Source organism: Phyllobacterium myrsinacearum (assembly GCF_014138285.1).
In the GTDB taxonomy this organism is placed as follows: domain Bacteria; phylum Pseudomonadota; class Alphaproteobacteria; order Rhizobiales; family Rhizobiaceae; genus Phyllobacterium; species Phyllobacterium myrsinacearum_A.
The window spans coordinates 1-26274 of the sequence record NZ_JACGXN010000018.1; the positions used below are offsets into that span (position 1 = coordinate 1).

At 56.5% G+C, this 26274-nt stretch carries 19 protein-coding genes; 5 read left to right on the forward strand and 14 right to left on the reverse strand.

Annotated features, from left to right (window positions below; translation table 11 throughout):
• Positions 1–164: 164 nt before the first annotated feature.
• The 14 genes from repB to FHW16_RS27350 all read right to left on the reverse strand — a co-directional run bounded on the left by repB (position 165) and on the right by FHW16_RS27350 (position 20287).
• Positions 165–1130 carry a plasmid partitioning protein RepB gene (gene repB, locus FHW16_RS27285; protein WP_182552483.1) on the reverse strand — a complete coding sequence of 322 codons (966 nt, stop codon included), beginning with the start codon at positions 1128–1130 and terminating at the stop codon, positions 165–167.
• An 82-nt stretch (positions 1131–1212) separates the two neighbouring features.
• Positions 1213–2412 carry a plasmid partitioning protein RepA gene (repA, locus tag FHW16_RS27290; protein ID WP_182552486.1) on the reverse strand — a complete coding sequence of 400 codons (1200 nt, stop codon included), beginning with the start codon at positions 2410–2412 and terminating at the stop codon, positions 1213–1215.
• Positions 2413–2781: 369 nt separating this feature from the next.
• Positions 2782–4479: a GGDEF domain-containing protein gene (locus FHW16_RS27295; RefSeq protein ID WP_182552487.1), complete on the reverse strand. Its 1698-nt coding sequence runs from the start codon at positions 4477–4479 to the stop codon at positions 2782–2784.
• Between the two features lie 455 nt (positions 4480–4934).
• A complete protein-coding gene (gene cydX / locus FHW16_RS27300) occupies positions 4935–5054 on the reverse strand; it encodes a cytochrome bd-I oxidase subunit CydX (RefSeq protein WP_182552489.1) in 120 nt (39 codons plus the stop codon).
• A gap of 20 nt (positions 5055–5074) precedes the next feature.
• Positions 5075–6229 (reverse strand): cytochrome d ubiquinol oxidase subunit II, encoded by a 1155-nt coding sequence (cydB, locus tag FHW16_RS27305; RefSeq protein ID WP_182552491.1) that lies wholly within the window; start codon positions 6227–6229, stop codon positions 5075–5077.
• Positions 6230–6235: 6 nt separating this feature from the next.
• Positions 6236–7813: a cytochrome ubiquinol oxidase subunit I gene (locus tag FHW16_RS27310; protein WP_182552493.1), complete on the reverse strand. Its 1578-nt coding sequence runs from the start codon at positions 7811–7813 to the stop codon at positions 6236–6238.
• A gap of 78 nt (positions 7814–7891) precedes the next feature.
• Entirely contained in the window at positions 7892–9583 is a 1692-nt protein-coding gene (locus FHW16_RS27315; protein ID WP_182552503.1) for an amino acid ABC transporter ATP-binding/permease protein, read from the reverse strand.
• A complete protein-coding gene (cydD, locus tag FHW16_RS27320; RefSeq protein ID WP_182552505.1) occupies positions 9580–11352 on the reverse strand; it encodes a thiol reductant ABC exporter subunit CydD in 1773 nt (590 codons plus the stop codon). The genes FHW16_RS27315 and cydD overlap by 4 nt, the downstream gene beginning before the upstream one ends.
• A 3-nt stretch (positions 11353–11355) precedes the next feature.
• The gene (locus FHW16_RS27325) at positions 11356–11928 is read right to left on the reverse strand and encodes a GbsR/MarR family transcriptional regulator (RefSeq protein WP_182552508.1); all 573 of its coding nucleotides are present in this window, start codon (positions 11926–11928) and stop codon (positions 11356–11358) included.
• Between the two features lie 206 nt (positions 11929–12134).
• On the reverse strand, positions 12135–12962 hold the full coding sequence (gene efeO, locus FHW16_RS27330) for an iron uptake system protein EfeO (protein ID WP_182552510.1): 828 nt from the start codon (positions 12960–12962) through the stop codon (positions 12135–12137).
• Positions 12963–12974: 12 nt separating this feature from the next.
• Positions 12975–14291 carry an iron uptake transporter deferrochelatase/peroxidase subunit gene (gene efeB / locus FHW16_RS27335; RefSeq protein ID WP_182552512.1) on the reverse strand — a complete coding sequence of 439 codons (1317 nt, stop codon included), beginning with the start codon at positions 14289–14291 and terminating at the stop codon, positions 12975–12977.
• An 11-nt stretch (positions 14292–14302) separates the two neighbouring features.
• A complete protein-coding gene (gene efeO / locus FHW16_RS27340) occupies positions 14303–15493 on the reverse strand; it encodes an iron uptake system protein EfeO (RefSeq protein WP_182552514.1) in 1191 nt (396 codons plus the stop codon).
• An 11-nt stretch (positions 15494–15504) separates the two neighbouring features.
• On the reverse strand, positions 15505–16347 hold the full coding sequence (efeU, locus tag FHW16_RS27345) for an iron uptake transporter permease EfeU (protein ID WP_182552516.1): 843 nt from the start codon (positions 16345–16347) through the stop codon (positions 15505–15507).
• Between the two features lie 328 nt (positions 16348–16675).
• Entirely contained in the window at positions 16676–20287 is a 3612-nt protein-coding gene (locus FHW16_RS27350; protein ID WP_182552518.1) for a hydantoinase B/oxoprolinase family protein, read from the reverse strand.
• A 124-nt stretch (positions 20288–20411) separates the two neighbouring features.
• Here FHW16_RS27350 and FHW16_RS27355 point away from each other — a divergent pair, with 124 nt between their 5' ends.
• From FHW16_RS27355 to FHW16_RS27375, 5 genes are read left to right on the forward strand one after another with little or no spacing between them, the layout of a single operon-like run.
• Complete coding sequence (locus tag FHW16_RS27355) at positions 20412–20999, forward strand: winged helix DNA-binding protein (protein WP_246711989.1); 588 nt, start codon at positions 20412–20414, stop codon at positions 20997–20999.
• Between the two features lie 11 nt (positions 21000–21010).
• Entirely contained in the window at positions 21011–22843 is a 1833-nt protein-coding gene (locus FHW16_RS27360) for a dipeptide ABC transporter ATP-binding protein (protein WP_182552520.1), read from the forward strand.
• A 44-nt stretch (positions 22844–22887) separates the two neighbouring features.
• Complete coding sequence (locus tag FHW16_RS27365; RefSeq protein ID WP_182552522.1) at positions 22888–24423, forward strand: ABC transporter substrate-binding protein; 1536 nt, start codon at positions 22888–22890, stop codon at positions 24421–24423.
• A 58-nt stretch (positions 24424–24481) separates the two neighbouring features.
• Positions 24482–25405, forward strand: a complete 924-nt coding sequence (locus FHW16_RS27370) for an ABC transporter permease subunit (RefSeq protein WP_182552523.1) — start codon at positions 24482–24484, stop codon at positions 25403–25405.
• 4 nt (positions 25406–25409) lie between these two features.
• On the forward strand, positions 25410–26264 hold the full coding sequence (locus FHW16_RS27375) for an ABC transporter permease (protein WP_182552525.1): 855 nt from the start codon (positions 25410–25412) through the stop codon (positions 26262–26264).
• The last annotated feature ends 10 nt before the right edge of the window (positions 26265–26274 follow it).

The following is a 26274-nucleotide window of genomic DNA, read 5'->3' on the forward strand; positions in this document are numbered from 1 at the left end:
TGCATTGTCTTCTACCTTTCAATCAGGCAAAAGAAGTCCGCTCGCCAAAACGACGCCAAAAAGTCTTGACACTGATTCCCGGAAATGCGATTCTCGATCCTGCTAGAGATATGAGAGAAGCCTTCCAAGACAGAGATGTTTAGGTGGGCTTTTTTCTTTTGCGGTTAATCTCCTGTTTTTCCTACTGTTTCCGATTCCCTGAAGGCTCGATAGAGTTCGTCAAGGTTATCAGCAATATATGCACCGAAACGGGAGGCATTTCTGGCCTTCAGGGCCAGCGTAAAACTCTTTCCGGTATCTTTCATCTCAGCATTGAGCGACTTATCCTTGGCAGCCCAAACCTTCGTCTTTGGCGCATTTACTTTCTGCGCCGGTTTTCTTGATCCGCTCAAAAAGTCAAAGAGTCGTGCAAAACGATCATCGCTGTCTTCTGCTGTAAATTCGGCGGATTGTACGAAGTCTGCAGCCTTGTTCTGATTGCCTGGCTGTTCAAAGAACTTCGACAACTGCCACCATCTGTCACGTCCTGTTGCTTTCGCAGCGCCTATGGCGAGCACAATATTTTCCGGAATGTTCGTGGAAACAGATTGCATCTTCGAAAACGTCGTCGGATCCAGCGCCAGTGCAGATTTGACGACGGCATGATCATAGCCGAGATCCGCAAGACGTTTGGCAAACAATGTCCGTTCGATAAAGGATAGATTTTGCCGTGCAGCGTTTTCCTGACCCTGCGCGATCACATGGTCCTGATCAGCCATGGGTTTGACCACCGCACGAACAAGCTTGCGCAACTGCCGGGCAACCTTGACGCGGCGATGGCCGAAAACGATCTGATACCGGCCGGATCGCGTGGGATGTGGCCGAACAAGAATGGGCGAATCCTGCCCCCTCTCCGCGATAGCTGCCAAGAGCTCCTGAAACGCCTGATCATCGTCCTCCAGACGATCCGAAACGAATGAACCGTCAATCAAATCCGGATCAAGCTCGATGACGCTCCCTTTGGCGAGCTCTTCAAACGAACTTTTGATGGACCGTGATGCCCCCGTTACAACATAGGACAGCGCATCGTTGCGCTCAGTTTGCACCGGCGCTGGATTCATCACGCTGCTGAAAACATCCTTACGGGCCATCTATTCGCTTCCACTCTCAGTCATGCATTTGATTTTTCTGGTGAAAATCAGGGTTTTTACCGCAGTAAACATCATATCCATGTCAACGACCCCAGGCCCGATGGACCAGCGACGCTATTTCAGAGTTCACTGCGTCGAGCGACTCAATCGCCCGCTCATAGGTTGTCCGCGTGAAGCTGTTCTTCTCCACCTCATAGAGCGTCTGCTTGGTCAAGCCGGCATCCGAAACAGCTGTCGACTTGAGCATCGCATTGGCAAGAATTTCTTCCGCCAGCATGGACTGCATAAAGCCGACCATCTGTGCCTGCGGAATATCTGTTGGTTCGTAACGCGTGATCAGATAGCGGAACCAATCAAGCTCCACTTTCGCTCCCGCCTGCTTCACGGTCTTCAAAATCCCGCCAAGCATGAGCAGAAACTGCGACATGGACATCAGGTCCAGCATCTGCGGATGCACGGTAATCAAAACTGCAGTTGCCGCGGACATTGCTGTCAGGGTCAAGTAGCCAAGCTGTGGAGGACAATCGACAACAACCACATCGTAGCGGTCATCCACGCTTTCCAGCGCACTGGCGATACGCGTGAAGAACTGCCTGCCTTCGCGAGAACCTTTATCCTGCATCGCCAGTGGCGTATCATACTCATATTCCTGCAGTTCAAGATTCGCAGGGATGATATCGAGCCCGGGGAAATTGGTCGACAGGATAACATCGGCAATAGGCTTGCGCTCGTCATCGTATCGGATGGACTCGTAGAGCGACAGGTTTCTGTCCAGCTCCGGCTGGAAGCCGTGCAGAGCAGAGAGCGACGCCTGCGGATCGAGATCAATGGCCAGAACACGATGCCCGGTCAGCGCGAGGTATTGCGCAAGATGCGCTGCAGTTGTGGTCTTTCCAGAACCGCCTTTGAAATTGACGACGGCAATGACCTGCAGCTTGTCGCCCGGCTTACGGTGTGGAACGTATTTTTTCACTTCCGTGCGGCCATTGCGGTCAAGATAGTGACGCAGTTCCAGCATCTGTTCCGCGGTATAGGATCGCCGCCCCGAACTGACCTGAGCCGGTACGGGGCCCTTGCCTTCGAGGTGCAGCCGTTTGAGGTTGTTCTGCGTAACACCGAGATAGTGCGCAACCTCAGCCATCGAGAACTGCCGCAACGTCTTCTTGGCGTTCGGTGGAAATTTTTCCATCCGAAGCTGGTTCAAACGGCGTGATATCTCTGCTCCCTGATCGAGGATCTTGTCATCAAACTCAAACTTGGGCAGAGGTAGAGCGAAATTCATCGGAGACAAAACCTCTAATAGCGCTTTTTCAAAGCAAAACTTCTAAGAAGCGCCATTAAGCTCCGATTCGAATGTTCCAGCAAGAAATTTTAGGTTAACAAAAGCTTAACGGCATTGCATCATCGAAAGTAATAGGCGCTTCAGTTCGTGTTATGCAGCAGCAGATCGTAAGGCTCTCGTCTCCCGATATAACAAGCTAAGAGGCTGACTTTGCTTGGAAAACTTCTTCTTTTACTGCAGTAAATACGCGCTTTGGAACGGCAATGCCGCACAGGCGACCGCCATTTCAGACATCTCTGCGCGGAATTCAGTTTGTCTTGCGCCGAAGACTTATCCAAGGGTTTGTTTGGGATCAGCATCAGCCGAATCCTATGATGTGGTATCTAACGGGTCATGCGCAGCGAATCGCACGCGGTTTCGCCCCTCCGTTTTTGCCCGGTAAAGGGCGATATCCGCGGCTTTTATGAGCCGCGGCCATTCGTCCGTCCCGAATGAGCCGGACGCGACACCGAAACTGGCTGTCATATTCAGCCGGACGCCGTCGGGAAGGACAATCTCGTGACGCTGCAAAGCGAGCCGTAGTCGACGCGCGCGCACAACCACGTCCGAGAGCTGGTCACCAGACGAGAGAACAGCAAACTCCTCTCCGCCAAAACGCGCCACCACATCCGCCGGCCGCAACAGAGTACGCAGTAGGCCCGCGACTTCCCGGAGAACCAGATCGCCAGCTTGATGGCCATAGCTGTCATTGACGAGCTTGAAGTAATCAATGTCCATGAGAATGAGGCACGCCATCTCCGCCAGCCCGCCTTGCTCAGGCTTGCTTTGCCCTATCAGGTCAAGTGTACGGCGATTGAACAGGCCTGTCAGACCATCGGTTTCCGCCTGCTCCTTCAGTTTGTCGGTGCGCACAGCCCGTTCCAGGAGCTTCCCGCGCAATATCTGGATCGCGTCGAACAGGCGGCGCATTTCCCCGGCATAACCTTCCCGGTTTCCCAGTTCCACCGGCCGGTCCTGCGCCAGTCCAATAACTTCGTCCCGCGCCTGCAGCAATGGTGATAAAACAGATCTGTGAACCATATGTACAATCCCGGCGAGTATCGTCAAAATGGCTATTGCGACGGCAATGACCAGCATCAATGTTCTCAGTGCGCGGTCACGCGTCTGCATCAGCTCGTCAATCTTCACATTAAGGAATTCACGACGCAGGCTTTCCAGAGGTTGCAGAGTTTTCACAAAGCGCTCGGTGAAATCCTCTGCCGTCAATGAGTAGTTTCCGGACGTTCTGCCTTCCGCAACAAGCGCATCCAGCATATCCAACCCGTCACCGAAGAAAATGCGCTGAATCTCTTCATGCTTACCGGCAAGTCTTGAATCGCTTCGGAAGAGGGCATCCTGTCCGCCCACAAGCCGCCAAAGCTCATTCAGACGTCCGCGTGTCCGACTGCTATCGATCAAATGTTTGCGTTCCAAAGGATGCCGGGTGGCGATGGGCGCCATGATCTGCGATGCAATCCTGCCGCCATATTCCCTAAGGTCACTCAACATATGACCAATGAGAACAGGCGCAGCAATCCCATCATCCGCGTCCACCAATTCATCGACGTTCCATGCGACAACCAGCTGGAAATCATCGACAACGGCAAACATGCTTTCAATCGCGCCCTGAACATCCTCGAGACGCCGTTGCTCGAACGGAAGACTTGCCACACGGTCAACTTGCATCCTGGCGCGTTTGAGCTGAACGGTAGTCTGCTCGAGGAAGCGCGTTGGAATCGGATGCTCGACCGACTCCCGGTTGGATGTCACGGGATTGGCAATGGCTTCGACGGCAGCATCACTCGCAGAACGAAATTGCGCAAGTTGCTGCATTGCATCGCTCGCTGGAACAGTGACGCTGCCCATCACCGCATTGGACGGACCTCGTTCGGCCGAAAGACGATTGGCGGCATCCAGCACAAGCCGGAAGCGTTCAACGCGATCAAGATTACGGCGGGCGAGCCAGTAATCATCATAGGAAGGCGTGATAATGCTCGCGGCGAGGATCGCTGTACAAATGACAGCCATGCCGGTACCCACCCAGAGCTTCCAGTACAGGCTTCTGCCCGTGTCTTTCTGCTGTGGATCCGGACCTGTTGTAGTGCGGTCGGAAACATCTGAAAAGGAGGCTCCCCCAGACCGGGGAGGACGCGGTGAAGTCAATCCGTATTATCCCTATCGCAATAGCTCACACCCGCAACTTGTGAGCTGCCTGCAAGACTGTACTTCGTCCCCTCTGAAGTCAGCGATCATGATCGATCGCGTGGTCTCGTAACGCGATGCTATGACGGTTTTAGCGCTGAATATCAATAGGTGATACACGCTGCGGTTGATTACAATCATACACTCATTGGTTGTATTCCCCTCAATGGAGGAGGTGCTCAAAATGGACCCGCAGTGCGCACGGTTCAAAAAAAGGAATATGTCTTCAATGAAAAGAGTGAAGCTACGCAGCCTTCGGATGCGCAGCTTCACCGGATATTCTATTTCTTTACGTCTGCCTTACGGCTCGCATCATCCTCAACCAACTCGTACCACATGGCATTGAGGACCGCGAAAGCAGCGGCAAACGGCAATCCGAGAAGCCAGGCAAAATACCACATTTCCCATTTCCTTTCTTATCCTAATAAGCGTGACCGCTCTTGTTGCTGATGGTTTCGTCGTCCACTTTGCCCCACAACACGCGATAGACCCAGCTTGTGTAGGCAACGATGAGAGGGAGGAAAATTGCTGTCACTACGAGCATGATGAAGAGGGTAAGGTGGCTCGATGACGTATCCCAGACTGTCAGGCTCGACCGTGGATCAAGCGACGACGGCAAGATGAATGGAAACATCGACAAACCCACGGTTGCGATAATGCCGAAAATCGAGAAAGCACTTGACAACAAGGTGGCAATTTCGCGTCTTCCTCTGAAGCCCAGCAGAGCGGCAGCGGCACCGAGAAGCCCGAGGGCAGGGGCCACTATCATCCAGGAATGGGTGCTGAAGTTGGTAAACCATGCATTTTCATCCTGAACCACCGTCTTCAACAGCGGGTTGGAAGGTCCCACCGGATTGATAACACTGGTAATGCGGTAGCCGCCAATCATGGTCCAAAGCAGCAATCCGGCGAAGGCAAACAGCAGGATTGTAAGAGGTGCGGCCAGACTGCCAAACCGGCGGGCCCGTTCGGCAACCACGCCGGTTGCCTTCAGTTGCAGCCATGCGCTGCCATGCATGACCAGCATGGAGACCGAAAGAAGCCCGCAGAGAAGCGCGAACGGGTTGAGCAGCCCAAAGAAGGATCCCTCGTAGAAAATGCGCAGGTCGCCGTCAAAACGAAAAGGAACACCCTGCAAAACATTCCCAAGGGCTACACCGAAGATAAGGGATGGAACGAAGCCGCCGACAAAGAGTGCCCAGTCCCATGCAGCGCGCCACGTGGCACTATCGCGTTTTGAACGGTATTTGAAGGCGACGGGCCTGATGATCAGGGCGGCCAGTATGACGAACATGGCAAGATAAAACCCTGAAAAGGACACGGCATAGAGCGGCGGCCATGCCGCAAAGATTGCACCGCCTCCAACAATGAGCCAGACCTGATTGCCTTCCCAGATCGGGCCAATTGTGTTGATGGCGATCCGCCGCTCCATATCCGTTCGCGCGACAAACGGCAGCAATGTGCCGACGCCGAGATCAAAACCATCCGTAACGGCAAATCCAATCAGCAGTACGCCGAGTAAGACCCACCAGATCAATCGCAATGTGTCGTAATCAATGAATTGATGCAGAATCATGATTTTTTACTCCGCCGGTACGATGTGGGGGGAAATCAGGAGCGCTTCCGGTTCGTTGTCCGGTTCAGGGCCCTTGCGGATGGCGCGCAGCATCAAGCCCATCTCGATTACGAACAGCACCGTGTAGATCGTGACGAACCCGGCAATCGTGATCAACAGGGACATCGCGCCAAGATTGGACACCGCCGCTGCCGTCGGAAGAACACCCTCAATAATCCAGGGCTGCCGGCCGAATTCAGCAACAATCCATCCCATCTCCGCTGCAATCCAGGGGAGGGGGATAGCCAGAACCGCAATGCGCAACAACCAAGGATAAGTGTCGAGTTGCCGGCGGACAGACAGAACAAAGAAAGTTGCTGTCAGCACGATAAAGAACATGCCGAGTCCGACCATGATGCGGAACGACCAGAAGAGTGTTGGCACGTGGGGAACCGTATCCCAGGCCGCTTTCTCAATCTGCGCATCGGTTGCCAGACGCGGGTCGTCGACATAGCGCTTGAGAAGCAACGCATAGCCCAGATCAACGCCATTGTTCTCAAAAGTCGTACGCGTGTCGGGAGCTATTTCGCCTGTGCTGCCAGCCGCGCGAATTTGCTGAAGTGCATCATAGGCCAACAAACCTTGCTTGATCCGTACCTTTGCATGCTTGACCAGATCTTCGATACCCGGAATTTCAGTGGTCAGGGAACGCGTACCGATCAAGCCCATGACCCAGGGAATATGCACCGCATAGTGGGTTTCACGGGCCTCCTGGTCAGGGAAACCGAATGCCGTAAAAGCAGCAGGAGCAGGTTCGGTCTTCCACATGGCTTCAATGGAGGCGAGCTTCATCTTCTGGTGTTCGGTGGAAAGATAACCGCTCTCGTCACCCAGCACGACAACGGAGAGCGATGCGGCGAGCCCGAAGGATGCGGCAACCGTCATCGACCGCTTGGCAAGGGCAGTGTGGCGGCCTTTCAATACATACCAAGCCGATACGCCAAGAACGAAGATCGAGGCCGTTACGTAACCGGCCGATACCGTATGGACAAACTTTGCCTGAGCGACCGGATTGAACAAAACAGCAAAGAAATCAGTTACTTCCATGCGCATCGTCTGAGGATTGAATGCCGACCCCACAGGGTTCTGCATCCAACCGTTGGCAATCAATATCCACAACGCCGAAAAGTTTGAACCGATCGCCACGAGCCATGTGGCCGTGAGGTGACCGACTTTGGAGAGTTTGTCCCAGCCGAAGAAAAACAGACCGACGAACGTCGCTTCGAGGAAAAATGCCATCAAGCCTTCAATAGCCAGCGGCGCGCCAAAAATATCACCGACATACTGGCTGTAATAACTCCAGTTCATGCCGAACTGGAATTCCATGACAATACCCGTGGCCACGCCGAGGGCAAAATTGATACCGAACAGCGTACCCCAGAATTTGGTCATCTGCCGCCAGATCACGCGGCCGGTCATGACATACACGGTCTCCATGATCGCCAGCAGCACCGAAAGACCGAGCGTCAACGGTACAAAAAGAAAGTGATAAAGCGCTGTTATCGCAAATTGCAGGCGCGAAAGCGCTACGATGTCGAGTTCCATCTGCTTCTGCCGGGCTCGCCCGACCCCCTGTTGATCGACGCTGCAACCAGCAGGCGTCGAGTGAATGAGACTGCACCTTCAGTCAGGCCGCAGTGCTGCTAGTGCGGCGTCAAATTCCGCTTGGCCGCGGTGTAAAGAGGCAATGATTTGCCCCTGTTTCATGATCAGGAGACGGTTGGCCAACTCGGCCTCCCGCCTGATATGCGTGGCTATGAGGACGGTCCGATCCGCCGCCGTTTGCTTCAGTCGCTGCAGGACATCGCGCGCTGTCTCGCCATCAAGTCCTTCGGTTGGTTCATCCAGCAGCCACATCCCGGTATCGCGCAGAAGCAGCCGCGCAAGCGCGAGACGACGCAATTGACCGCCGGAGAATCCCAATCCGCCTTCACCAAGCCTTGCATCGAGCTTTGCAGGCAATGTCCGCACATGCTCGGCAAGTCCAGCGACGGTCAGCACCTCCCAGAGGCGTTCATCGGTAGCCTCTAGGTCGGCAAGTCTGAGGTTCTCACGAAGGTTATCCTGAAACAGCTCCGTTTTCTGGATAAGACGTGTTGAGGGTTCGCATAGAACAAAGCCCGTGGCTGGTGCCAGTTCACCTGCCATCAGGGCCAGCAGTGTCGATTTTCCCGCGCCGCTTGCACCGATCAGGGCAACGCGCTCGCCCTTTGCCAGCTCCAGAGAAACCTCGGTAAGAGCAGGGGCAAATGCACCGTGGTGAAATGCCGTGACCGTCTCAAGCCGGCTAGCTGTTCCATCCGGGGGAGGGGAGGGGAGAGCAGGGGAGGGAGCATCCTCCCAATTACCGCCAATCCGCCTTGCGGCGAGAATGGTCCGGCCAAGTTCCAGTGCTCCACGCCGCAGTCCAGCAAAAGGCTCGAGCGCCGCCAGGGCCAGCAGAATGCCAAGCGCGGCAACTGGCGCGCCGATCAAATCCGCTTGCGCGAGAACAGCGACTGCAACCAAAGTTCCAGCGAGAAGCACGGTAGCAGCTACACCAAACCCGAAGGTAACACCCATTTCAACGCGATTGAGTGCATCATCGGCGTTGGCGAGGCGATCATCGGCAGATCCGATGCCATTGCAATGGGCCGAGACCTGACCCGCCATGATAAGATCCGTCTGCCCGGCGACGAGATCAATGACACGCGAGCGCAATGCTTCGAGCGCATGGGCGCGACGGCGGGCGGCGGCAATCGAAAAGCGCGCTGCAACAAAAGGAATACCGAGACCGGTAAGCAAAAGCCATAGCGCGACACTCAGACCAAAGAGCGGGTGCATCAGCCCCAAGGCAAGGCTGACCGTCAAAGCCGAGAACAACGCGACGACACCTGGCACCAGTATCCGCAAATAAAGGGAATCCAGCGCATCAATGTCTGCGGTCAATCGAAAGAGCAATTTGGAAGGCCGCCGCAAAAGTAAGGAAGCGGCATCGGGACGCGCCCATCCGCGAAACAGTTTCTCGCGCAGGCCAGCCAGCACACCGAGTGTGGCGTCATGGGTTGTCAGCCGTTCGCCGTATCGTGCGGCCGTGCGCGCAAGAGCGAGAAAGCGAATGCCCGCGGATGGCGCGAAGACGTCAAAGACAAACGCTGTTGCCGACGAGAGCCCTGCGATAGCCGTTGCTGTAATAAACCATCCCGACAAACCCAGCAGTGCAGTCCCGGCCAGTACTGTCGCCGCCGCAAGCAAAGCGCCCGCGAGCAGCATAGAACGCCGTTCTGCGAGGAAAAGCCGGACAATCGGGCGAAAATCACGCCAGAGAGTTATCATGATCTACCCTCCGACAATGCCTGCAGGAGATCGATGACACGGCCCGCGCGGGCGGCCAGCACCGGATCATGCGTCGCAATGATGAGCGTCCTGCCTTCGGACATATCAAACAATCTGTCGGCGATATCCTTTGCCGTCTCACTATCAAGGTGTGCGGTGGGCTCGTCGGCAAGGATGATCGATGCATCGGAATTGACGGTTGCGCGTGCCAGCGCAAGGCGCAGCGCTTCACCGCCGGAAAGCCCTGTACCACCTTCGCCGATTGAAGCCTTGCCGCGCGCATTGGCTACGTCATCGAGCGCCGATTGATGCAGCGCCGAAGCGACGGCATGGACATCGGCCTCCGGGCGACCAAGCGCAATGTTCGCAGCGACAGTACCGGCAAAAATATGCGGCCGTTGACCAACCCAGGCCATCTGCTTGCGTTGTCTCGTCGCTTTTCCCGACATAGATGCGCCAGCAACATCGATTTTCCCATGTTCAGGGGAGGCAAGACCGGCAATCAGAGCCAGCAATGTTGATTTCCCCGACCCGCTCGGCCCAAGCAGTGCAACAGTTTCGCCGGAAGCTATATCGAGACTGAAGTTTTCAAACACAGATGGCTTATCACCGGCATAGCGGAATGTGAGATTTTCAATCCGCACCGCTAATGCGCCGGACGAAGTTTGGGCAGCTCTTTGTGGAAAAGCCTGTATGCTTTGCCCATCAGGCAGCTCCATGCCTTTGACAGCAAGTTTACGCAACGCCTCAAGCGAGGCTTCCCCGGCCGCGCGGTCATGCCAGACCGATGAAAGCTCACGCAACGGCTCAAAGAACGCGGGAGCAAGCAACAGTATAAACAGACCCTCGCTCAATGAGAGCCTGCCGCTCCACGCACCGAACTCGAGCTGTCCAAGCAGATGGAAGCCGACATAAACCGCAACCATGGCAACGCCGAGTGCGGCAAACAGCTCCAGAACCGCCGAAGAAAGAAAGGCAATGCGTAAGACTGCCATGGTACGCGTCCGAAGGGATTCGGCATCTGCTCTCAGGCGCTTTGCTGTTCTGTCCACCGCATCGAGTGAGCGGATTGTGGCAAGCCCACGCAATCGATCCAGCAAAAACGCATTCATACCGCCGACTTCGACGAGTTGAGCCTCGCTCGCAGCCTTGGCGCGCCAGCCGATAAGCGCCATGAAAATTGGAATGAGTGGTGCGGCGACAAGCAAAACGATCGCAACTGCCCAAGAGAGAGGCAGGACGCAGACAAGAATGGCGACCGGAATGATCGTGGCCTTGAAGCGGGCAGGACGAAAGCGGGCAAGATAGGGCACAACCGCCTCAGCCTGTTCCGCCAGAATGCTTGCTGCAGCTCCCGACGCGATCCGATCTGGATCAAGCGGCGAACGGCGCGAGAGAGCTGTAATGGCCTGCGACCTCAGCTGCGAAAGAGTGGTGCGCGCCGCGCGAAAGGCAAGCCGATTTCCCGCCGCATCGATCAACGCGCGCGCCACGCCAATCAGGAGCACACCCACGGCAAGCCACGCTATGCCCGACATGGCGTTACCAGCTGCAATTTGACCGACAGCGATACTCAGAAGCCCTGCCTGCGGCAACCACAGCAGGGACGCAACAGCCTGAACAATGGCAGCATTTCTTCCCGGCGCAGTATCATCAGCTTTGGAAACTTGTTCAGTGCGCGCCCGGTTCTGCTCAATGCACGCGGAATCACCCGCCGGGACCTCATCCGTCCGCAAAACGATCGAAGAACTGAGTGCATCAGCCGACATACTTTAAGCCTTGTCCGGACTGCGTTTCGAGCGACCGAGCGAGACGATCTTGTCCTTTGCCTCAAGCAGTCGCGTTACCTTGGCGCCAAGCGTAAGCAATGTTGCAAGGCGATCAGTTTCGAGCTTCTTCACATCATCGTACCAAGTTGTCAGCTGCTCGATAAGCCCATGCATTTCCCCCATGCGCTCCTGGGCATGGCGCTCGGCGTCGCTCGCCGGTTGCTGCATGAGGATTTCTCGCAGAACGGAAAGGGTCGGATCGACCTCCCGTTTCTTCCGTTCCTCGGCAAGAGTGCGCAAGATCTGCCAGACATCATCAGGTGTTGTGAAGAAGTCGCGCCGGTCATCCGGCAGATGTTTCAGCAGAACGAGATTCCACGCCTGCAGTTCACGCAAACTCATCGAGACATTGGATCTGGAAATCCCGAGTGAGTCGACAATCTGGTCCGCGTTCAGTGGTTCAGGAGATACGTATAGCAGGGCATAAATCTGTCCTACAGTACGGTTGATGCCCCATCGGCTGCCCATTTCGCCAAAATGCAGCACAAAGGATTGAACAAGAGGAGGAAGGTTCATCAATGATTCCCGATACAACAGTTATTTCAGTAATTACTGAAACTACCGTATTAGAGAAATCGCCCGAATGCAAGGGAATGGGGATCAATCCACCGCTCAGACAGGAGTGTGACCTTGAATTGCCTTTGAGAAACAATACGTTGGGCAGTAAAAAACCCGGCCGTTGCCGACCGGGTTTTCTCAAGATAGTCCATGAACCAATAGGTTTAGTTCAATCCAAGCTTTCCGCGCAGGGTGGAAAGGTCTTCCGCCAGTGTATTGACTGCAGCAGCCAGCACTGTGCGATCGTCATCGGTCAGCTTGTCATAAAGCTCATAACCTTCAGCAGTCTTGTACTTGGACAGGGTCTTGTCGACCGTATCGAAATTACCTGAAACCTTGGTAACGAAAGCGGCGTCATCCTTTTCAATCAACGGACGAACCAGATCGAAAATCTTGCGCGAGCCATCAAAGTTCGCCTTGAAATCCCACAGATCCGTATGGCTGTAACGGTCTTCTTCACCGGAAATCTTGGTTGCAGCTACTTCTTCCATCAGGGCAGCAGCGCCACCGACGACCTTTTCAGGTGGCAGTGTCAGGTCCGTAATGCGCTTGTGAAGCTCTGTCACGTCGGCCTGAAGTTTGTCTGCAAACTCGCTCAGTCCCTCCGTGCTGTTCTGGCTGAAAAGACCATATTCAAGACGATGGAAACCAGTGAAGCCCGGATCCTTCTCGGCCTGCTCGTGATCGTCAGCGCGCGAATCGATTGACCCGTCAAGATCGCTGAAGAGTTCCGCCACCGGCTCGACGATTTCATAGTTCATGCGCGTTGGAGCGAAAAGCTTCTTGGCAGTCGCAAGATCGCCAGCCTTGACCGCGTCGGTGAAAGCCTTGGTTTCCGTAACGAGCTTCTCCAGGTTCTCGCCGATGAAAATCTTGTATTCGGCGATTGGACCAACGAGATCGAGCGGCGAAACTTCTGCGTTCGCAGCGCGGGGCGCGATGGCCGCCGTCACGGCGAAAACACTGGCTGTAAGGTAGGCTCTGAGTTTCATTGGGTAGCTCCTTCAGGATTTGTTGTTTGTTGGAGTGTGGCCGGCTGCTTCCAGTAATGTGCGGCCAAGAAAATCATTGTCATCGATGGCGCCAGGCAGGGTGAAGAAGAACCCACCACCGATTGGCTTGATATATTCCTCCAGTGGCTCGCCATTCAGCTTGGTTTGAACGGCAACGAATCCCTTGTCGAGATCGGCCTGATAACAGATGAACAGCAACCCCTGCTCGAGCTGGCCGGACTTACTCACGCCATTTGAGTAGTTGAAAGGCCGGCGCAGAATGAGGTTGGCATCAGACGCTTTGGTTCTGTTATTGGCCAGCCGGATATGAGCATCCAGCGGCGTAACGGTGCCTTCCGCATCCTTGGTGTAATCCGGCACTTCCGTTTCCGTGCGTCCGCCAAACGGCGCTCCGCTCGGCTTGAGACGCCCGATGATGCGTTCCTGTTCACCGAGTGGTGTACGGTCCCAGCGTTCGACAAAATTGCGAATAATGCGGATAACCTGATAGCTGCCGTCACGCGTCCAGGCTGGTTCGTCACCACTGCCCTGAACCCAAACGATCCGTTCCATCAATTCGTCATTGCCGGCATCGGGATTGGCTGATCCGTCGCGGAAGCCGAGAAAATTGCGGGCGCTTTGATGCGTGCCATCGGGGCTGCGCGGAAGGACCGGCACGGAACCCTCCTGTTTCCAGCGCAGCACCATCAGGTCCGGCAGGTTTTTAAGGATGTCGCGCAGCGCGTGAATGTTGGTATCCGGTGTATTCGAAGATATCTGCAAAGACAGGTCGCCATGGCATAGCGACTGGTCCAGCGCATCATTCGTAAATGCCTTCATGCGTGAAAGCCGCACCGGTTTGTGCTGCAAAAGCCAGTCGCGCTGATCGAAGAACGAAGCACCCAACGAGACAGTCATCGTAAGATTGTCAGGCAGAACAACAGGACCCAGGATTCCGTTGTCTGCGGGCGGCAGCTTGTCGTCAAGCGCAGGGGGCGTGCCCCCCTTCATCAGAAAGGCGATGCGGGTTGAAAGGGTCCGGAACAGCCGCTCGACCTCTTCCGGTTTGTTCGCCAGAACCCGGAACGATGCCACCATACCCGCAGCTGGGCGGGGCGTGACGATACCGGACTGGCGCCGTCCATTGAACGGTTGCTGCTCGAGCATCTTGTCGCTGACAGGCGCGTCGGTGACCTGTTCGCCATGGCTTTCCGCAGCCTGTACGCCAGCAACACCGGCAGCAAGGGCTCCGCCTGCCGCTCCAACTCCAAACAGGAGGTTGCGGCGATTGGTGATGAAAGCTTTTGTATCTTTATTATCCGCTGTCACGATCGCTTCCCCTATTCGAGTCCGACAGCTGCATTCAGCTTGTCAATGGAATCGGCAAGCGCTTGCATCTGCGTGGCGAGGGCCTTGCGGCTATCCGCATTCACGCTGTCGTAGGGCGGGAAACCATCAGATCCGCGCAATCCTTTCAGCGCGCCATCAACGGCAGCAATACGGGCCTCGATATCGGCCATGACGGCGGGCGAACCCTGCGCAACCACAGGCTTCATCAACGTCATCATGCGAGAAATACTGGCCAGATTGGCTTCAAAATCAAGAAGATCAGACTTCGCATAATGATCTTCACCCGCAGCAATTCTGGTGCTGGCAATGGTGCCGGCCAGGCGCGCAGCACCCCCGGCAATCTGCTCAGGCGGGATACGCAGGGATCGGACACGATCCTTCAGAGCCGTCACATCAGCCAGTAATTTGGCGGAAACGGGCGCCAGACCATCAAGGCTTTTGACCGAGTAGAGGCCGTACTCGATACGGTGGAAGCCAGTAAATCCGGCATCCTCTTCACGCTTTTCCAGATAGTCCGCAACGGGATCGATGGCATTGTGCAGGTCGGCAAACCGATCCGCCATGGGTTCCAGCTGCATATAGGGCAGGCGGGCCTTCTGGTAGAGATTCCGCGCCTTGTCGATATCGCCTGCCTTGATCGCATCATCCAGCGCCTGAACGCCCTTGACGAGGGCATTGGACTGCGTTGCGAGGAACACCTGATACTCAGCCAGCGGACCCACAAAAGCCACAAGCGCAGGCCGTGCAGCGGCGGCATCAGCCTCCGCTGACGGTGTGACAGTCAGGCTGCCGCGTGGGCTGGTGAGAAGGCCGCAGGTGATTTCATACTTGCCGGGATTGAGCTTGGCCGTGAGGGTCTGGGTGAACCCGGGAACGATATTCTCCCGTTCTTCCAGCACCATAACGCCATCGAGGATTTCCCATTCAAGCGCCCGGTCGGACTTGTTGACGATCGTAAAAGTCGAGCGTCCAGCGGGAACTGTCAACGCATTCGGCTCGCATTTGCCTTCACTGATGGTCACCACAATGGCGCCATCGGCGGCACCGGTCTTGACCTTCGTGGAAGCGTAATAGAATGCCGCGCCGCCTGCGACCACCAGCAAAGCGGCCCCGGCTACGCCAAGCCGCATCAGCTTTTGTGATGGCGGGCGCGGAGCAGGGGTACCGGTATTTTGCGACATAGATGACACTTTCAATGGGTAGGGCGTGACGTGGCGACAGCACCTTGGCGCTGCTGTAGCGGACGCAGAAAGAAGAAGAGACTGATGGCGAGAAACACGACATAGGCGATAACTTCGCCCAGCGTCGGCATGTCCTGATATCCGAACATTCCCGAAAGCAGCGTGCCGAAGGTACTGCTGACTGGCAAAATATGACTGATATCAAAAACAACCGTCTGCAGACTGTTCCAGACACCGGCTTCGTGCAGGTGGCGCAGCGAGCCTGCAAGGATACCGGCAGCAACAACAAGAATGAACAATCCGGTCCAGTAGAAGAAACGTTTCAGGTTGAGCCGCACTCCACCGGCATAGATGCCGTAACCGAGGCAAACAGAAACAATAATGCCGAGAAGCGCACCGAGCGGCGCATCGGAATTGGCGCTCTGCTGAAATATGGCAAGCAGGAAGAACACGGATTCGAGTCCTTCCCGGGCAACGGCAAAGAACACCATGCCAACAAGAGCAAGGCCTTGACCCGACGAATGGGCCAACGCACCATCAATGGAAGAATGCAGTTCGGACTTGATCGAGCGGGCGGCCTTGCGCATCCAGAAAACCATGGAACACAGAACGATAACGGCAACGAAGCCGACGATTGCCTCGAAAAATTCCTGTGCCTTTTGCGGAAACTGCGCACTGACCAGCTGCAATCCAGCGCCCACAAACAGCGAAAGCGCCACGGCGAGCAGAATGCCAACCCAGACCGCAGGCATCCATGCGCCACGACCTGTCTGCTTCAGATAACTTGCAACAATGCCTACAATTAGCGCGGCCTCAATGCCTTCGCGCAGCATAATCAAAAATGGAACAAGCATTAAAAACAATCCTCGGCACTGCCAGCCCGATGTTGCACAGCGCAGGGCAAGTCATAAACCGGGACGAAAAACGAAGCAATAACAATATATTAGAAGAATTCTAAGGAGACGACAGGGTAAAATTCCGCAATCTTTTCCGTATGTTGAGTGAAGTAGTCCACTATTTTGCGACATCAAAATCGGTCAACTCTGGCATACAGCCACGTCCGGCGGATCAGAGAATATGAGAGCTTCACACAGGTTTTACCTGCCAGGCGCACCGTCACTATGATGTTTACGGCCGAAGTGCCTCCTTCCATTCTGAAAGAAGGCGGCACCACCGGCTAACTCATTTCTCCGGCGTGCCGTAGCCCCCACCCGTCGGGGTGACAATAATAAACGCCTCACCAGCTTCAAGAATTGTATGCGCGCAGCCCTGAAGCTGCTCAATAGTTCCATTTTTCCGGCGCACCGCATTAGAGCCCGTCTGTCCCGGTTCCCCGCCCTTCAGACCAAACGGCGCAACACGCCGATGACCGGAAAGGATGGCGAAATCGAGTTTCTCCTGCGCGCGGATCGTTCGCTTGGTTCCGTTGCCCGCCGACCATTTTCCCCTACCGCCGGAATTCGGGCGGATATGGAAATCTTCAAGCACAACGGGGAAACGCGTTTCCAGAATTTCCGGATCGGTCAGACGCGAATTGGTCATGTGGGTGTGGATCGCGTCGGCACCATTGTAACCCGGACCTGCCGGAGCACCGGAGCAGATCGTCTCGTAATACTGGTACTGGTCGTTGCCGAAGGTCAGGTTGTTCATCGTGCCCTGTGCTGCGGCTTGTGCACCGACAGCACCGAACAGGCAGTTGGTCACGGCCTGGCTCACTTCGACATTACCTGCCACAACCGCAGCGGGGTATTCGGGCGAAAGCATCGTGCCATCCGGGACGATAATATGGATCGGCCGCAGGCAGCCGGCATTCATCGGAATGTCGCTCTGCACCAATGTGCGGAAGACATAAAGAACAGCGGCGCGCGTCACCGGACGCGGAGCATTGAAGTTGTCGGCACGCTGTTCCGAAGTGCCGGTGAAATCGACGGTAACTTCGCGGGCTGATTTGTCGACCGATATGTTGACGACAATGCTGCAGCCCTGATCCATCTCATAGGTGAAGCTGCCGTCCTGCAGCTGATCGAGCACACGGCGTACGCTCTCGGCGGCATTGTCCTGCACATGGCCCATATAGGCCTCGACGACATCCTCGCCAAAATGCTTGATCATCTTGCGCAGCTCGGCAACGCCCTTTTCGTTGGCGGCAACCTGCGCCTTCAGATCATTGACGTTCTGCAACAGCGTACGCACGGGATAGCGCGCACCCGTCAACAGCGCTGCCAGTTCGTCCTCGCAGAAGCGGCCGCGATCGAGCAACTTGAAATTGTCGATATAAACGCCTTCCTCCTCGATGGTCGTGGCGAGCGGCGACATGGAGCCTGGCGCGATGCCGCCGATATCTGCATGGTGACCACGGCTTGCCACCCAGAAACGGATTGTGGTGCCCGCATCGTCAAAGACAGGCGTGCAGACCGTCAAGTCGGGAAGGTGCGTGCCGCCATTGTAAGGAGCGTTGATGAGGAAGACATCGCCGGGATGAATGACCGGATTTTCACGGATCGCCGCGGCAACGGACGCGTCCATCGAACCGAGATGCACCGGCATATGCGGAGCGTTGGCGACAAGATTGCCTTCCGCATCGAAAACGGCACAGGAGAAGTCGAGCCGCTCCTTGATGTTGACCGAATATGCGGTGTTCTGCAGCGTCACACCCATTTGCTCGGCAATGGACATGAAGAGATTGTTGAAAATCTCCAGCATGACGGGATCGGCCTTGGTGCCGATGGCCGAACGGTCGGGCAGCGCCTTGATACGCTTCAACACAATATGGTTCTTTGCCGTCAGTTCCGCCTGCCAGCCGTCTTCGATGACGATGGTCTGGTTTGGCTCGATAATAATGGCAGGACCAGTCAGGCGCTGGCCGGGCTGCATGGCATCGCGCAGCACCACAGCCGCATCGTGAGCGGCACCCTGCGAATAGAAGCGGTTCTGGCGCACGGCTTCCGGCTCGCCGGAAGCAGTCGCATCCACAACGGTTTCGGCCTGTCCGGCACCACCACCGACGGTTTCCACTTCGACGGCATCAATCACCAATGCCTTGTTCTCGGCAACGAAACCAAAACGGCGCTTGTGCAGAATCTCGAACTCGCGGCGCAACCGGGCGATTGTATCGTGCGCCGGGAAGGTGGCCTCAACAGCGAGCACCGTATCGGTTCCGGCATAGCGGATATGGGCGCGTACAAAGGTGGTGATCTCGTCGTTACCGATGCCCTGCGCATTGAGTTCGGCAAGGCATTCCTGCTGCAGCTCGGCACCAAGCGCAGCAAGCGGGGTAGGGGCGTTGTCATCCAGCGGCACACCCAGTGCTTTCTGCCGCGTGGCACGGATATCAGCCAGACCCATGCCATAGGCGGACAAAAGACCGGACATGGGATGAACGAGAATGCTTTTCATGCCCAGCGCATCAGCAACCAGACAGGCATGCTGGCCACCTGCGCCGCCAAAACAGCTCAGGGCATAGCGTGTCACATCATATCCGCGCTGCACGGAAATCTTCTTGATCGCCTCGACCATATTGGCGACGGCAATACGGATAAAGCCATCGGCGACATCTTCCGGACTGCGGCCATCGCCAATCCGGTTTGCCAGTGCGGCGAAGCGGGCACGAACGACATCGACATCCAGCGTTTCGTTTTGGTTCGGGCCAAAGATTGGTGGAAAGAATTCCGGCATCAGCTTGCCGACCATGACATTGGCGTCGGTGACGGCGAGCGGCCCGCCATTGCGGTAGCAGGCAGGGCCGGGATTGGCACCGGCTGAATCCGGGCCGACGCGGAAACGCCCCGCATCGAAATGCAGGATCGACCCGCCGCCGGCAGCAACCGTATGGATCAGCATCATCGGGGCACGCACGCGCACGCCAGCCACTTCGGTCTCGAAGGCGCGTTCATATTCGCCGTCGAAATGCGCAACGTCTGTCGACGTGCCGCCCATGTCGAAACCGATAACATTGGGGAATCCGGCCTCTTCGCCGGTGCGGGCCAAACCGACAACGCCGCCTGCAGGGCCGGACAGGATGGCGTCTTTCCCCTGAAACATATCGGCGGCAGTCAAACCACCCGAGGACATCATGAACATGACCCGCGCGCCGGTGCGCTCGATATCAAGCTCTGCTGAAACCTGCGCCACATAACGGCGAAGAACCGGCGAGAGATAGGCATCGATAACAGTGGTATCGCCGCGCCCGACCAGCTTGATCAGCGGCGAAACCTCGTGGCTCACCGATACCTGGGTGAAACCGATATCACGGGCGATGATGGCGATGGCCGCTTCGTGCTCGGGAAACTTGTAGGCGTGCATGAACACGATGGCGAGGGCATCATAGCCTTCATCTCTCAGAGCCTGAAGAGCAGTGCGCGCTTGCTGTTCGTCAAAGGCGATCTCAACCGTGCCATCGGCCAACACCCGTTCGTCGATTTCAACAACCTGATCATACAAGGCCTCGGGCTTGATGATCTCTGTGGCGAAAATATTCTTGCGTTCCTGATAGCCGATGCGCAACGCATCGCGAAAACCCTTGGTGGTCACAAGTGCCAGCCGCTCGCCCTTGCGCTCCAGGAGCGCATTTGTGGCCACGGTTGTGCCCATGCGCACTTCGCCAATGAGCTCTGACGGAATGGCTTCACCGGATGTCAGCCCTAGATGTTGGCGAATGCCGTGCACGGCAGCGTCCTTGTAGGCATCAGGATTTTCCGACAGAACCTTGCGGGCATGCAGTTTGCCTTGCGGATCACGACCGATAACATCGGTGAAGGTGCCGCCGCGGTCGACCCAGAAATCCCAGCTTCCCATGCTAAACCGCTCCCTCTCAACCGCCTGCCACATTTGTAAGCATGCCCATTTAATAGACTATATCGTCATTGACAATATGTCGATAAAATGATGATATAAATTCGTCAAGGCGGAGGCAAGAAGAATGACGGCGGGGCCGAAAGATACCAATGTGACGGACATGGAGCAGTTTGCGACGGCATTGCCGAAGCACCTCAAACCCGTCTCTTCCATCGGGCCCATCGTATCGTCAGCACATCTGGCCGAGGGCGGATCACCCGGACTTTCTGAAGTTGAATACGGTATGATTCTCGCCTCGCACGCGTTTTCGCGCTGGATGGTGCGCTGCATGGCAGCCGCCGGCTTACCGGGTCTTTCAGCGACGGAAATTCTCATTCTTCATTCCGTCCGGCATCGCGGCCGCGAGAAGAAGCTCGCAGATATCTGTCTGGTTCTCGATATCGAAGACACCCACGTGGCAACATATGCCATCCGCAAGCTGGAAGCCGCCGGACTGGTCACCACAGGCAAGGCCGCCAAGGAAAAGACCATCAAGATCACAAACAAGGGTGCCGAGGCCTGCACGCGCTATGCGCAGATCCGCGAGCGGCTGTTTGTGGCATCAACTATCAATGCACGGCCTGCCGAAGACACGCTTTCGGAGATCGCTGCCGTCCTGCGCTTTCTTTCCGGCGCCTATGATCAGGCGGCTCGCGCTGCCACGACACTTTAAGGGATAGTCGCGTGACCGATACTGCTTCAGCCCCGCTTTTGGCTGTGACCAATCTTTCCGTCGAATTTGGTTCATCGCGTGTTGTGGAAAATCTGAGCTTTTCCGTTGAAGCAGGGCGCACGCTCGCCATTGTTGGTGAATCCGGATCGGGCAAGTCGGTCACCTCGCTTTCCGTGATGCGCCTTGCCGACATGATGGGCGGGCAATTTCCCACGGGCCAGGTGCTGTTTGAAAGCCGCAAGGGCCGGATCGATCTGACCACGGCCACGCAGAAAACCATGCGCGGCATTCGCGGTAAGGAGATCGCCATGATCTTCCAGGAGCCGATGACCTCGCTCAATCCGGTTTTCACCATCGGCGACCAGATTGCCGAAGTGCTGGTGCTGCATGAGGGTATGACCAAGGCGGCGGCGCTCGCAGAAGCCAAGCGCCTGCTCGACATGGTGCGTTTGCCGGATGCGTCGGACTTGCTTGGCCGCTACCCGCACCAGCTTTCCGGCGGCATGCGCCAGCGCGTGATGATTGCCATGGCGCTGGCTTGCCGGCCGAAACTGCTGATTGCCGACGAGCCGACCACTGCGCTCGACGTGACCATACAGGCGCAAATCCTCACCATTATCCGTGAATTGCAGACTGAGCTCGGCATGGCCGTGATCTTCATCACGCACGATATGGGCGTTGTCGCCGAAATGGCCGACGATGTGGTTGTGATGTGGAAGGGCAAAAAAGTCGAGGAAGGCCCGGTTTCCGATATTTTTGCCAAGCCGCAGCATCCCTATACCCAGACACTGCTCGCCGCCGTGCCGAAACTCGGCAGCATGACCGGAGAGGCCTTTCCCAAGCGCCTGCCGCTGACGGTCATGGACGGTGATACACCCCGCCTAGTCGGCGGCGAGCATATTCAGGATACCGCGCGCTATGGTCTGCCGCCTGTTCTTTCGGTGCGCGATCTCGTCACCCGCTTCAATATCAAGAAGGGTATTTTCGGCGGTGTCACCCACCGGGTGCATGCGGTCGAAAACGTCTCGTTTGATATTCACCCCGGCGAGACGCTGGCGCTTGTGGGCGAGTCTGGCTCCGGCAAATCCACCATCGGCCGGACAATCCAGCAGCTCCAGAAAGAAACATCAGGCACTATTCTGTTTGGAGGACGGCCCGTCTCGTCGATGAAGCGTACCGAGCGCCAAACACTACGGCAGGAAATCCAGTACATTTTCCAAGATCCGTTTGCGTCACTCGACCCGCGCAAAACCGTGGGCTTTTCCATTGCCGAACCGATCCGCACGCATGCGTTGATCAATGGCAACAAGCCGATCCAGAAACGCGTTGATGAATTGCTGGAGCGCGTCGGATTGACCGGTGCCCATGCCAGTCGCTATCCCCACGAGTTTTCCGGTGGCCAGCGCCAGCGCGTCTGCATTGCCCGGGCGCTTGCTTCCAATCCGAAACTGATCATTGCCGACGAGGCGCTGTCGGCGCTTGATGTTTCCATTCAGGCGCAGATCCTAAACCTGTTCATGGAATTGCAGGAGCAGCAAGGCCTCGCCTATCTCTTCATCAGCCATGACATGGCTGTGGTGGAAAAGATGAGCCACAGGGTCGCCGTGCTGTATCTCGGCCAAGTGGTGGAACTCGGCACGCGCCAGCAGATCTTCGAAACACCAGCGCACCCCTATACGCAGCGCCTGTTGTCTGCCGTTCCGGTGGCCGATCCCGGCCGCTCGCGCAACCGTGCCATGCTGGAAGGTGAGATACCCAGCCCTATTCGCCGGGTGGGTGATGAGCCCGCAATTTTCAAGCGGACAGAAATTTCACCTGGCCACTTTGTGGCGAGCGCAGCCTGAACCGCCTTTAATAAAGTCTGATCATAAGAGGAGAACATAAAAAAATGACAAGAACACCACGGGGAATACATGCGGCGCTTCTGGCGCTGGGTCTGGCCGGAACGGCCTTCATCGCCGCCCCGGCTTTTGCTGCAGGTACGCTGACGGTCTCGTCACCACAGGACCCGGGCAGTTGGGACCCGATCGATACATTTCTGGTCAACTGGGCTTCGGTTGCCACCAATATTTATGACGGCCTGACCTATCGCGGCCCGGACCTGAAGCTGGTGCCCGGTCTTGCCACCGCTTGGGAGGAACTGGACGCGGGCAAGCGCATCCGTTTCACCCTGCGCGAAGGCGTGAAATTCCACGATGGCGAGCCGTTTAATGCGGAGGCGGTCAAATTCACTTTTGATCGCCTGCTTGGTGACGAAGGCAAGAAGGGCCCACAGCGTTCCAACTATGCTGCGATCGACAAGGTCGAGATCATCGATGCCAAGACCGTCGACTTTTTCCTGAAAGCACCGGACCCGGTTCTATTGACCAAGCTTGCCGGTTACGGTGCGATGATCGTGCCACCGAAATATATCCAGGAAAAGGGGGATGACTATTTCAACGCCCATCCCGTCGGCACCGGACCGTTCAAGGTCACGTCTTACGAACCAAAGATCGCCATCAAGATGGAGGCCTTTGCCGACCACTGGGGCGGCGCGCCAAAGCTCTCCAACCTCGAATACCGTTTCATCGCGGAACCGGCGACTGCAGTTGCCGAATTGCAGGCAGGCCGTGTCGATCTTGTCATTCCCCCCACCATTCCTGTCGGCATGATCCCTACCATTCAGGCCGATCCGAAGCTCGAAGTGATGAGCACCGCCGGACCGACTGTCTATGCGCTGCGCTTCAACACCAAGAGCGGTCCGACGGCGGATGAGCGCGTGCGCAAGGCACTGATCCTCGGTATCGACCGCAATGCCATCATCCAGTCGATCCTCGGCGGACAGGCAGCACCGATCGCCAGCTTCCAGGGCGCTCTGTCCTTCGGCAATGATCCTGAAATGAAGCCGCTGCCCTACGATCCGGAACAGGCGAAAGCCCTGCTGAAGGAAGCAGGCATTGCAGCTGGGACCACCTTGCAGATTGACGTGCGCGGCAATGACTCGACCTTCAATGAAGTCTCGCAAGCCATCGCCAGCTATCTGCAGATCATCGGCATCACTGCAACGATCAAGCCCTATGAAGTTAATGTACTCCTCAATGACATCATCCCCGCAGGCAAAACCGGCGCGATGTTCGAACAGGCGTGGGGCGGCTGGACACTCGACTACGACAACACCGCCTATTCCATGTACCACACCGGCGAAAAATGGAACCCGTACGACAGCGATCCCAAACTTGACGAGATGCTGGAATCCCAGCGTTCGCTCACCGATCGGGCCAAGCGCGAGGAAATTCTCAAATCCATCGCCCGTTATACAGCGGACCGGGCGCTCGAAATTCCGCTCTACAACTACAACGCGATCTTCGGAGTGAGCAAGCGCGTGAAGAATTTCACACCGGTTCCCGACAGCCGCCTTCGGCTGACGGATGTCACTGTCGAGTAACGGACAAGGCCTGCCGCCTCACACGGGGCGGCGGGCTACTCATTTGAAGGATTAAGACGTGGCTGGTTTTCTGATCAAACGCTTTTTGCAGGCGGTGTTCGTCGTCATTGTCGTGACGCTGATCGTGGCATTTGCCATCCGGCTCACCGGCGATCCGGCGCTGATGCTGACGCAAGGGGCAGGCAGTGTCACCGAAGCGGATCTTGTGCGTATCCGTGAGGCACTCGGTCTCAACCAGCCATTTCTGACGCAGTATCTTAACTTCATAAGGGGCCTGTTCACACTGGATTTCGGGCGCAGTTTCCTCGGGGGCACACAGGTTTCCACCTTGCTCGCTGCAGCCTTGCCCGCAACATTGCTTTTGGCATTCTCCTCGTTGATTGTTTCGATCGTCATCTCCATTCCGCTCGGCATCAAGGCGGCAACATCACGCGGCAAGTGGGCCGATCAACTCATCAGGATTCTGTCACTCGTCGGGCTGTCCTTCCCGAATTTCTGGCTGGCCCTGATGCTGGTTCTGCTCTTTGCCATCAATCTGAAATGGTTGCCGCCCAGTGGGATGAGCGGGTTTGAAAGCTTCATCATGCCTGCTGTCACCATGGGTATCATTCTGACCGCCACCAATGTCCGGCTGGTGCGCACCGCCATGCTGGAAACACTGAATTCGCAATACATTATGGTCGCCCGCGCCAAGGGCCTCAGCGAGAACGTCGTGCTCTACAAGCATGCACTGCGCAATTGCGCCATTCCCTTGATCACGTACTTCGGTCTGCAGTTCGGCGGCCTGCTCGGCGGCATCGTGGTGGTCGAGCGCGTGTTCAACTGGCCGGGGCTCGGCACACTCGCCTTTGATGCGGTTGGCGCGCGCGACTATCCGGTGCTGCAGGCGGTCATCACAGTCCTTTCCCTGATGATCATCGGCGTCAACCTTCTCGTCGACATCGCCTATGGCCTTGTCGACCCGCGCATCCGGACGGAGTGAGCCCATGTCAGCCACCGCGACAACACCCCGCTTTGCCCGTTTCCGCAACATCGAATTCGTCCTTGGTGCCCTGCTGGCCGGGGGCATGTGCCTTGCCGTCATTTTCTCCAGCGTCATCTTTCCCGGCGGCGCCGAAAAGATCGACCTGATGGCACGGCTGCTGCCGCCTTTCACCAAATGGGCACATCCCTTCGGCACCGATCCGCTCGGCCGCGATGTGCTGGCCCGCGTCATCACCGGCGGCAAGATTTCGCTGCAGGTGGGTTTCATCTCCGTCGCAGGTGCCGTCATCATCGGCGTGGTAATGGGTCTGATATCAGGCTATTACCGCGGCTTCTGGGATATGGTTGTGATGCGGTTTGCCGATGTGCAGCTCGCCATGCCGTTCATCCTTCTCGCCATCACCTTCATTGCCATTGCCGGTGGCGGATTGACCAACATGATCATCCTGCTGATTGTCTCGCAATGGGTGCAATATGCCCGGCTGGTGCGCGGCTCGGTGCTGTCGTTGCGTGATCGGGAATTCATTCTCTCGGCACGTGCCATCGGCGTGAAAGACCACCGAATTCTGTTCCAGCATCTGCTGCCGAATCTGATCGGCCCGGTGATCGTGCTCATGACCCTCAACGTCGCGACAAATATCCTGCTGGAGAGCAGCCTGACCTTTCTTGGCCTCGGCGTTGACCCGCTGATACCGAGTTGGGGAGGTATGCTCGCCGATGGCCGCACCTATTTGCAGAACGCCTGGTGGGTCAGCGTCTTTCCCGGCCTTGCCATTCTCCTGACCGTGCTTGGTTTGAATCTTCTGGGCGATTGGCTGCGCGACAGCCTTGATCCTACCGGCCGCACATCGCGCTAATCAAAACAGT

What these genes read in the sequence shown, in the direction of transcription:
- repB (WP_182552483.1), bottom strand. Translation starts at nt 1,130, where the DNA reads ATGGCCCGTAAGGATGTTTTCAGCAGCGTGATGAATCCAGCGCCGGTG.
- repA (WP_182552486.1), bottom strand. Translation starts at nt 2,412, where the DNA reads ATGAATTTCGCTCTACCTCTGCCCAAGTTTGAGTTTGATGACAAGATC.
- FHW16_RS27295 (WP_182552487.1), bottom strand. Translation starts at nt 4,479, where the DNA reads ATGGCTGTCATTTGTACAGCGATCCTCGCCGCGAGCATTATCACGCCT.
- cydX (WP_182552489.1), bottom strand. Translation starts at nt 5,054, where the DNA reads ATGTGGTATTTTGCCTGGCTTCTCGGATTGCCGTTTGCCGCTGCTTTC.
- cydB (WP_182552491.1), bottom strand. Translation starts at nt 6,229, where the DNA reads ATGATTCTGCATCAATTCATTGATTACGACACATTGCGATTGATCTGG.
- FHW16_RS27310 (WP_182552493.1), bottom strand. Translation starts at nt 7,813, where the DNA reads ATGGAACTCGACATCGTAGCGCTTTCGCGCCTGCAATTTGCGATAACA.
- FHW16_RS27315 (WP_182552503.1), bottom strand. Translation starts at nt 9,583, where the DNA reads ATGATAACTCTCTGGCGTGATTTTCGCCCGATTGTCCGGCTTTTCCTC.
- cydD (WP_182552505.1), bottom strand. Translation starts at nt 11,352, where the DNA reads ATGTCGGCTGATGCACTCAGTTCTTCGATCGTTTTGCGGACGGATGAG.
- FHW16_RS27325 (WP_182552508.1), bottom strand. Translation starts at nt 11,928, where the DNA reads ATGAACCTTCCTCCTCTTGTTCAATCCTTTGTGCTGCATTTTGGCGAA.
- efeO (WP_182552510.1), bottom strand. Translation starts at nt 12,962, where the DNA reads ATGAAACTCAGAGCCTACCTTACAGCCAGTGTTTTCGCCGTGACGGCG.
- efeO (WP_182552514.1), bottom strand. Translation starts at nt 15,493, where the DNA reads ATGTCGCAAAATACCGGTACCCCTGCTCCGCGCCCGCCATCACAAAAG.
- efeU (WP_182552516.1), bottom strand. Translation starts at nt 16,347, where the DNA reads ATGCTTGTTCCATTTTTGATTATGCTGCGCGAAGGCATTGAGGCCGCG.
- FHW16_RS27350 (WP_182552518.1), bottom strand. Translation starts at nt 20,287, where the DNA reads ATGGGAAGCTGGGATTTCTGGGTCGACCGCGGCGGCACCTTCACCGAT.
- FHW16_RS27355 (WP_246711989.1), top strand. Translation starts at nt 20,412, where the DNA reads ATGACGGCGGGGCCGAAAGATACCAATGTGACGGACATGGAGCAGTTT.
- FHW16_RS27365 (WP_182552522.1), top strand. Translation starts at nt 22,888, where the DNA reads ATGACAAGAACACCACGGGGAATACATGCGGCGCTTCTGGCGCTGGGT.
- FHW16_RS27375 (WP_182552525.1), top strand. Translation starts at nt 25,410, where the DNA reads ATGTCAGCCACCGCGACAACACCCCGCTTTGCCCGTTTCCGCAACATC.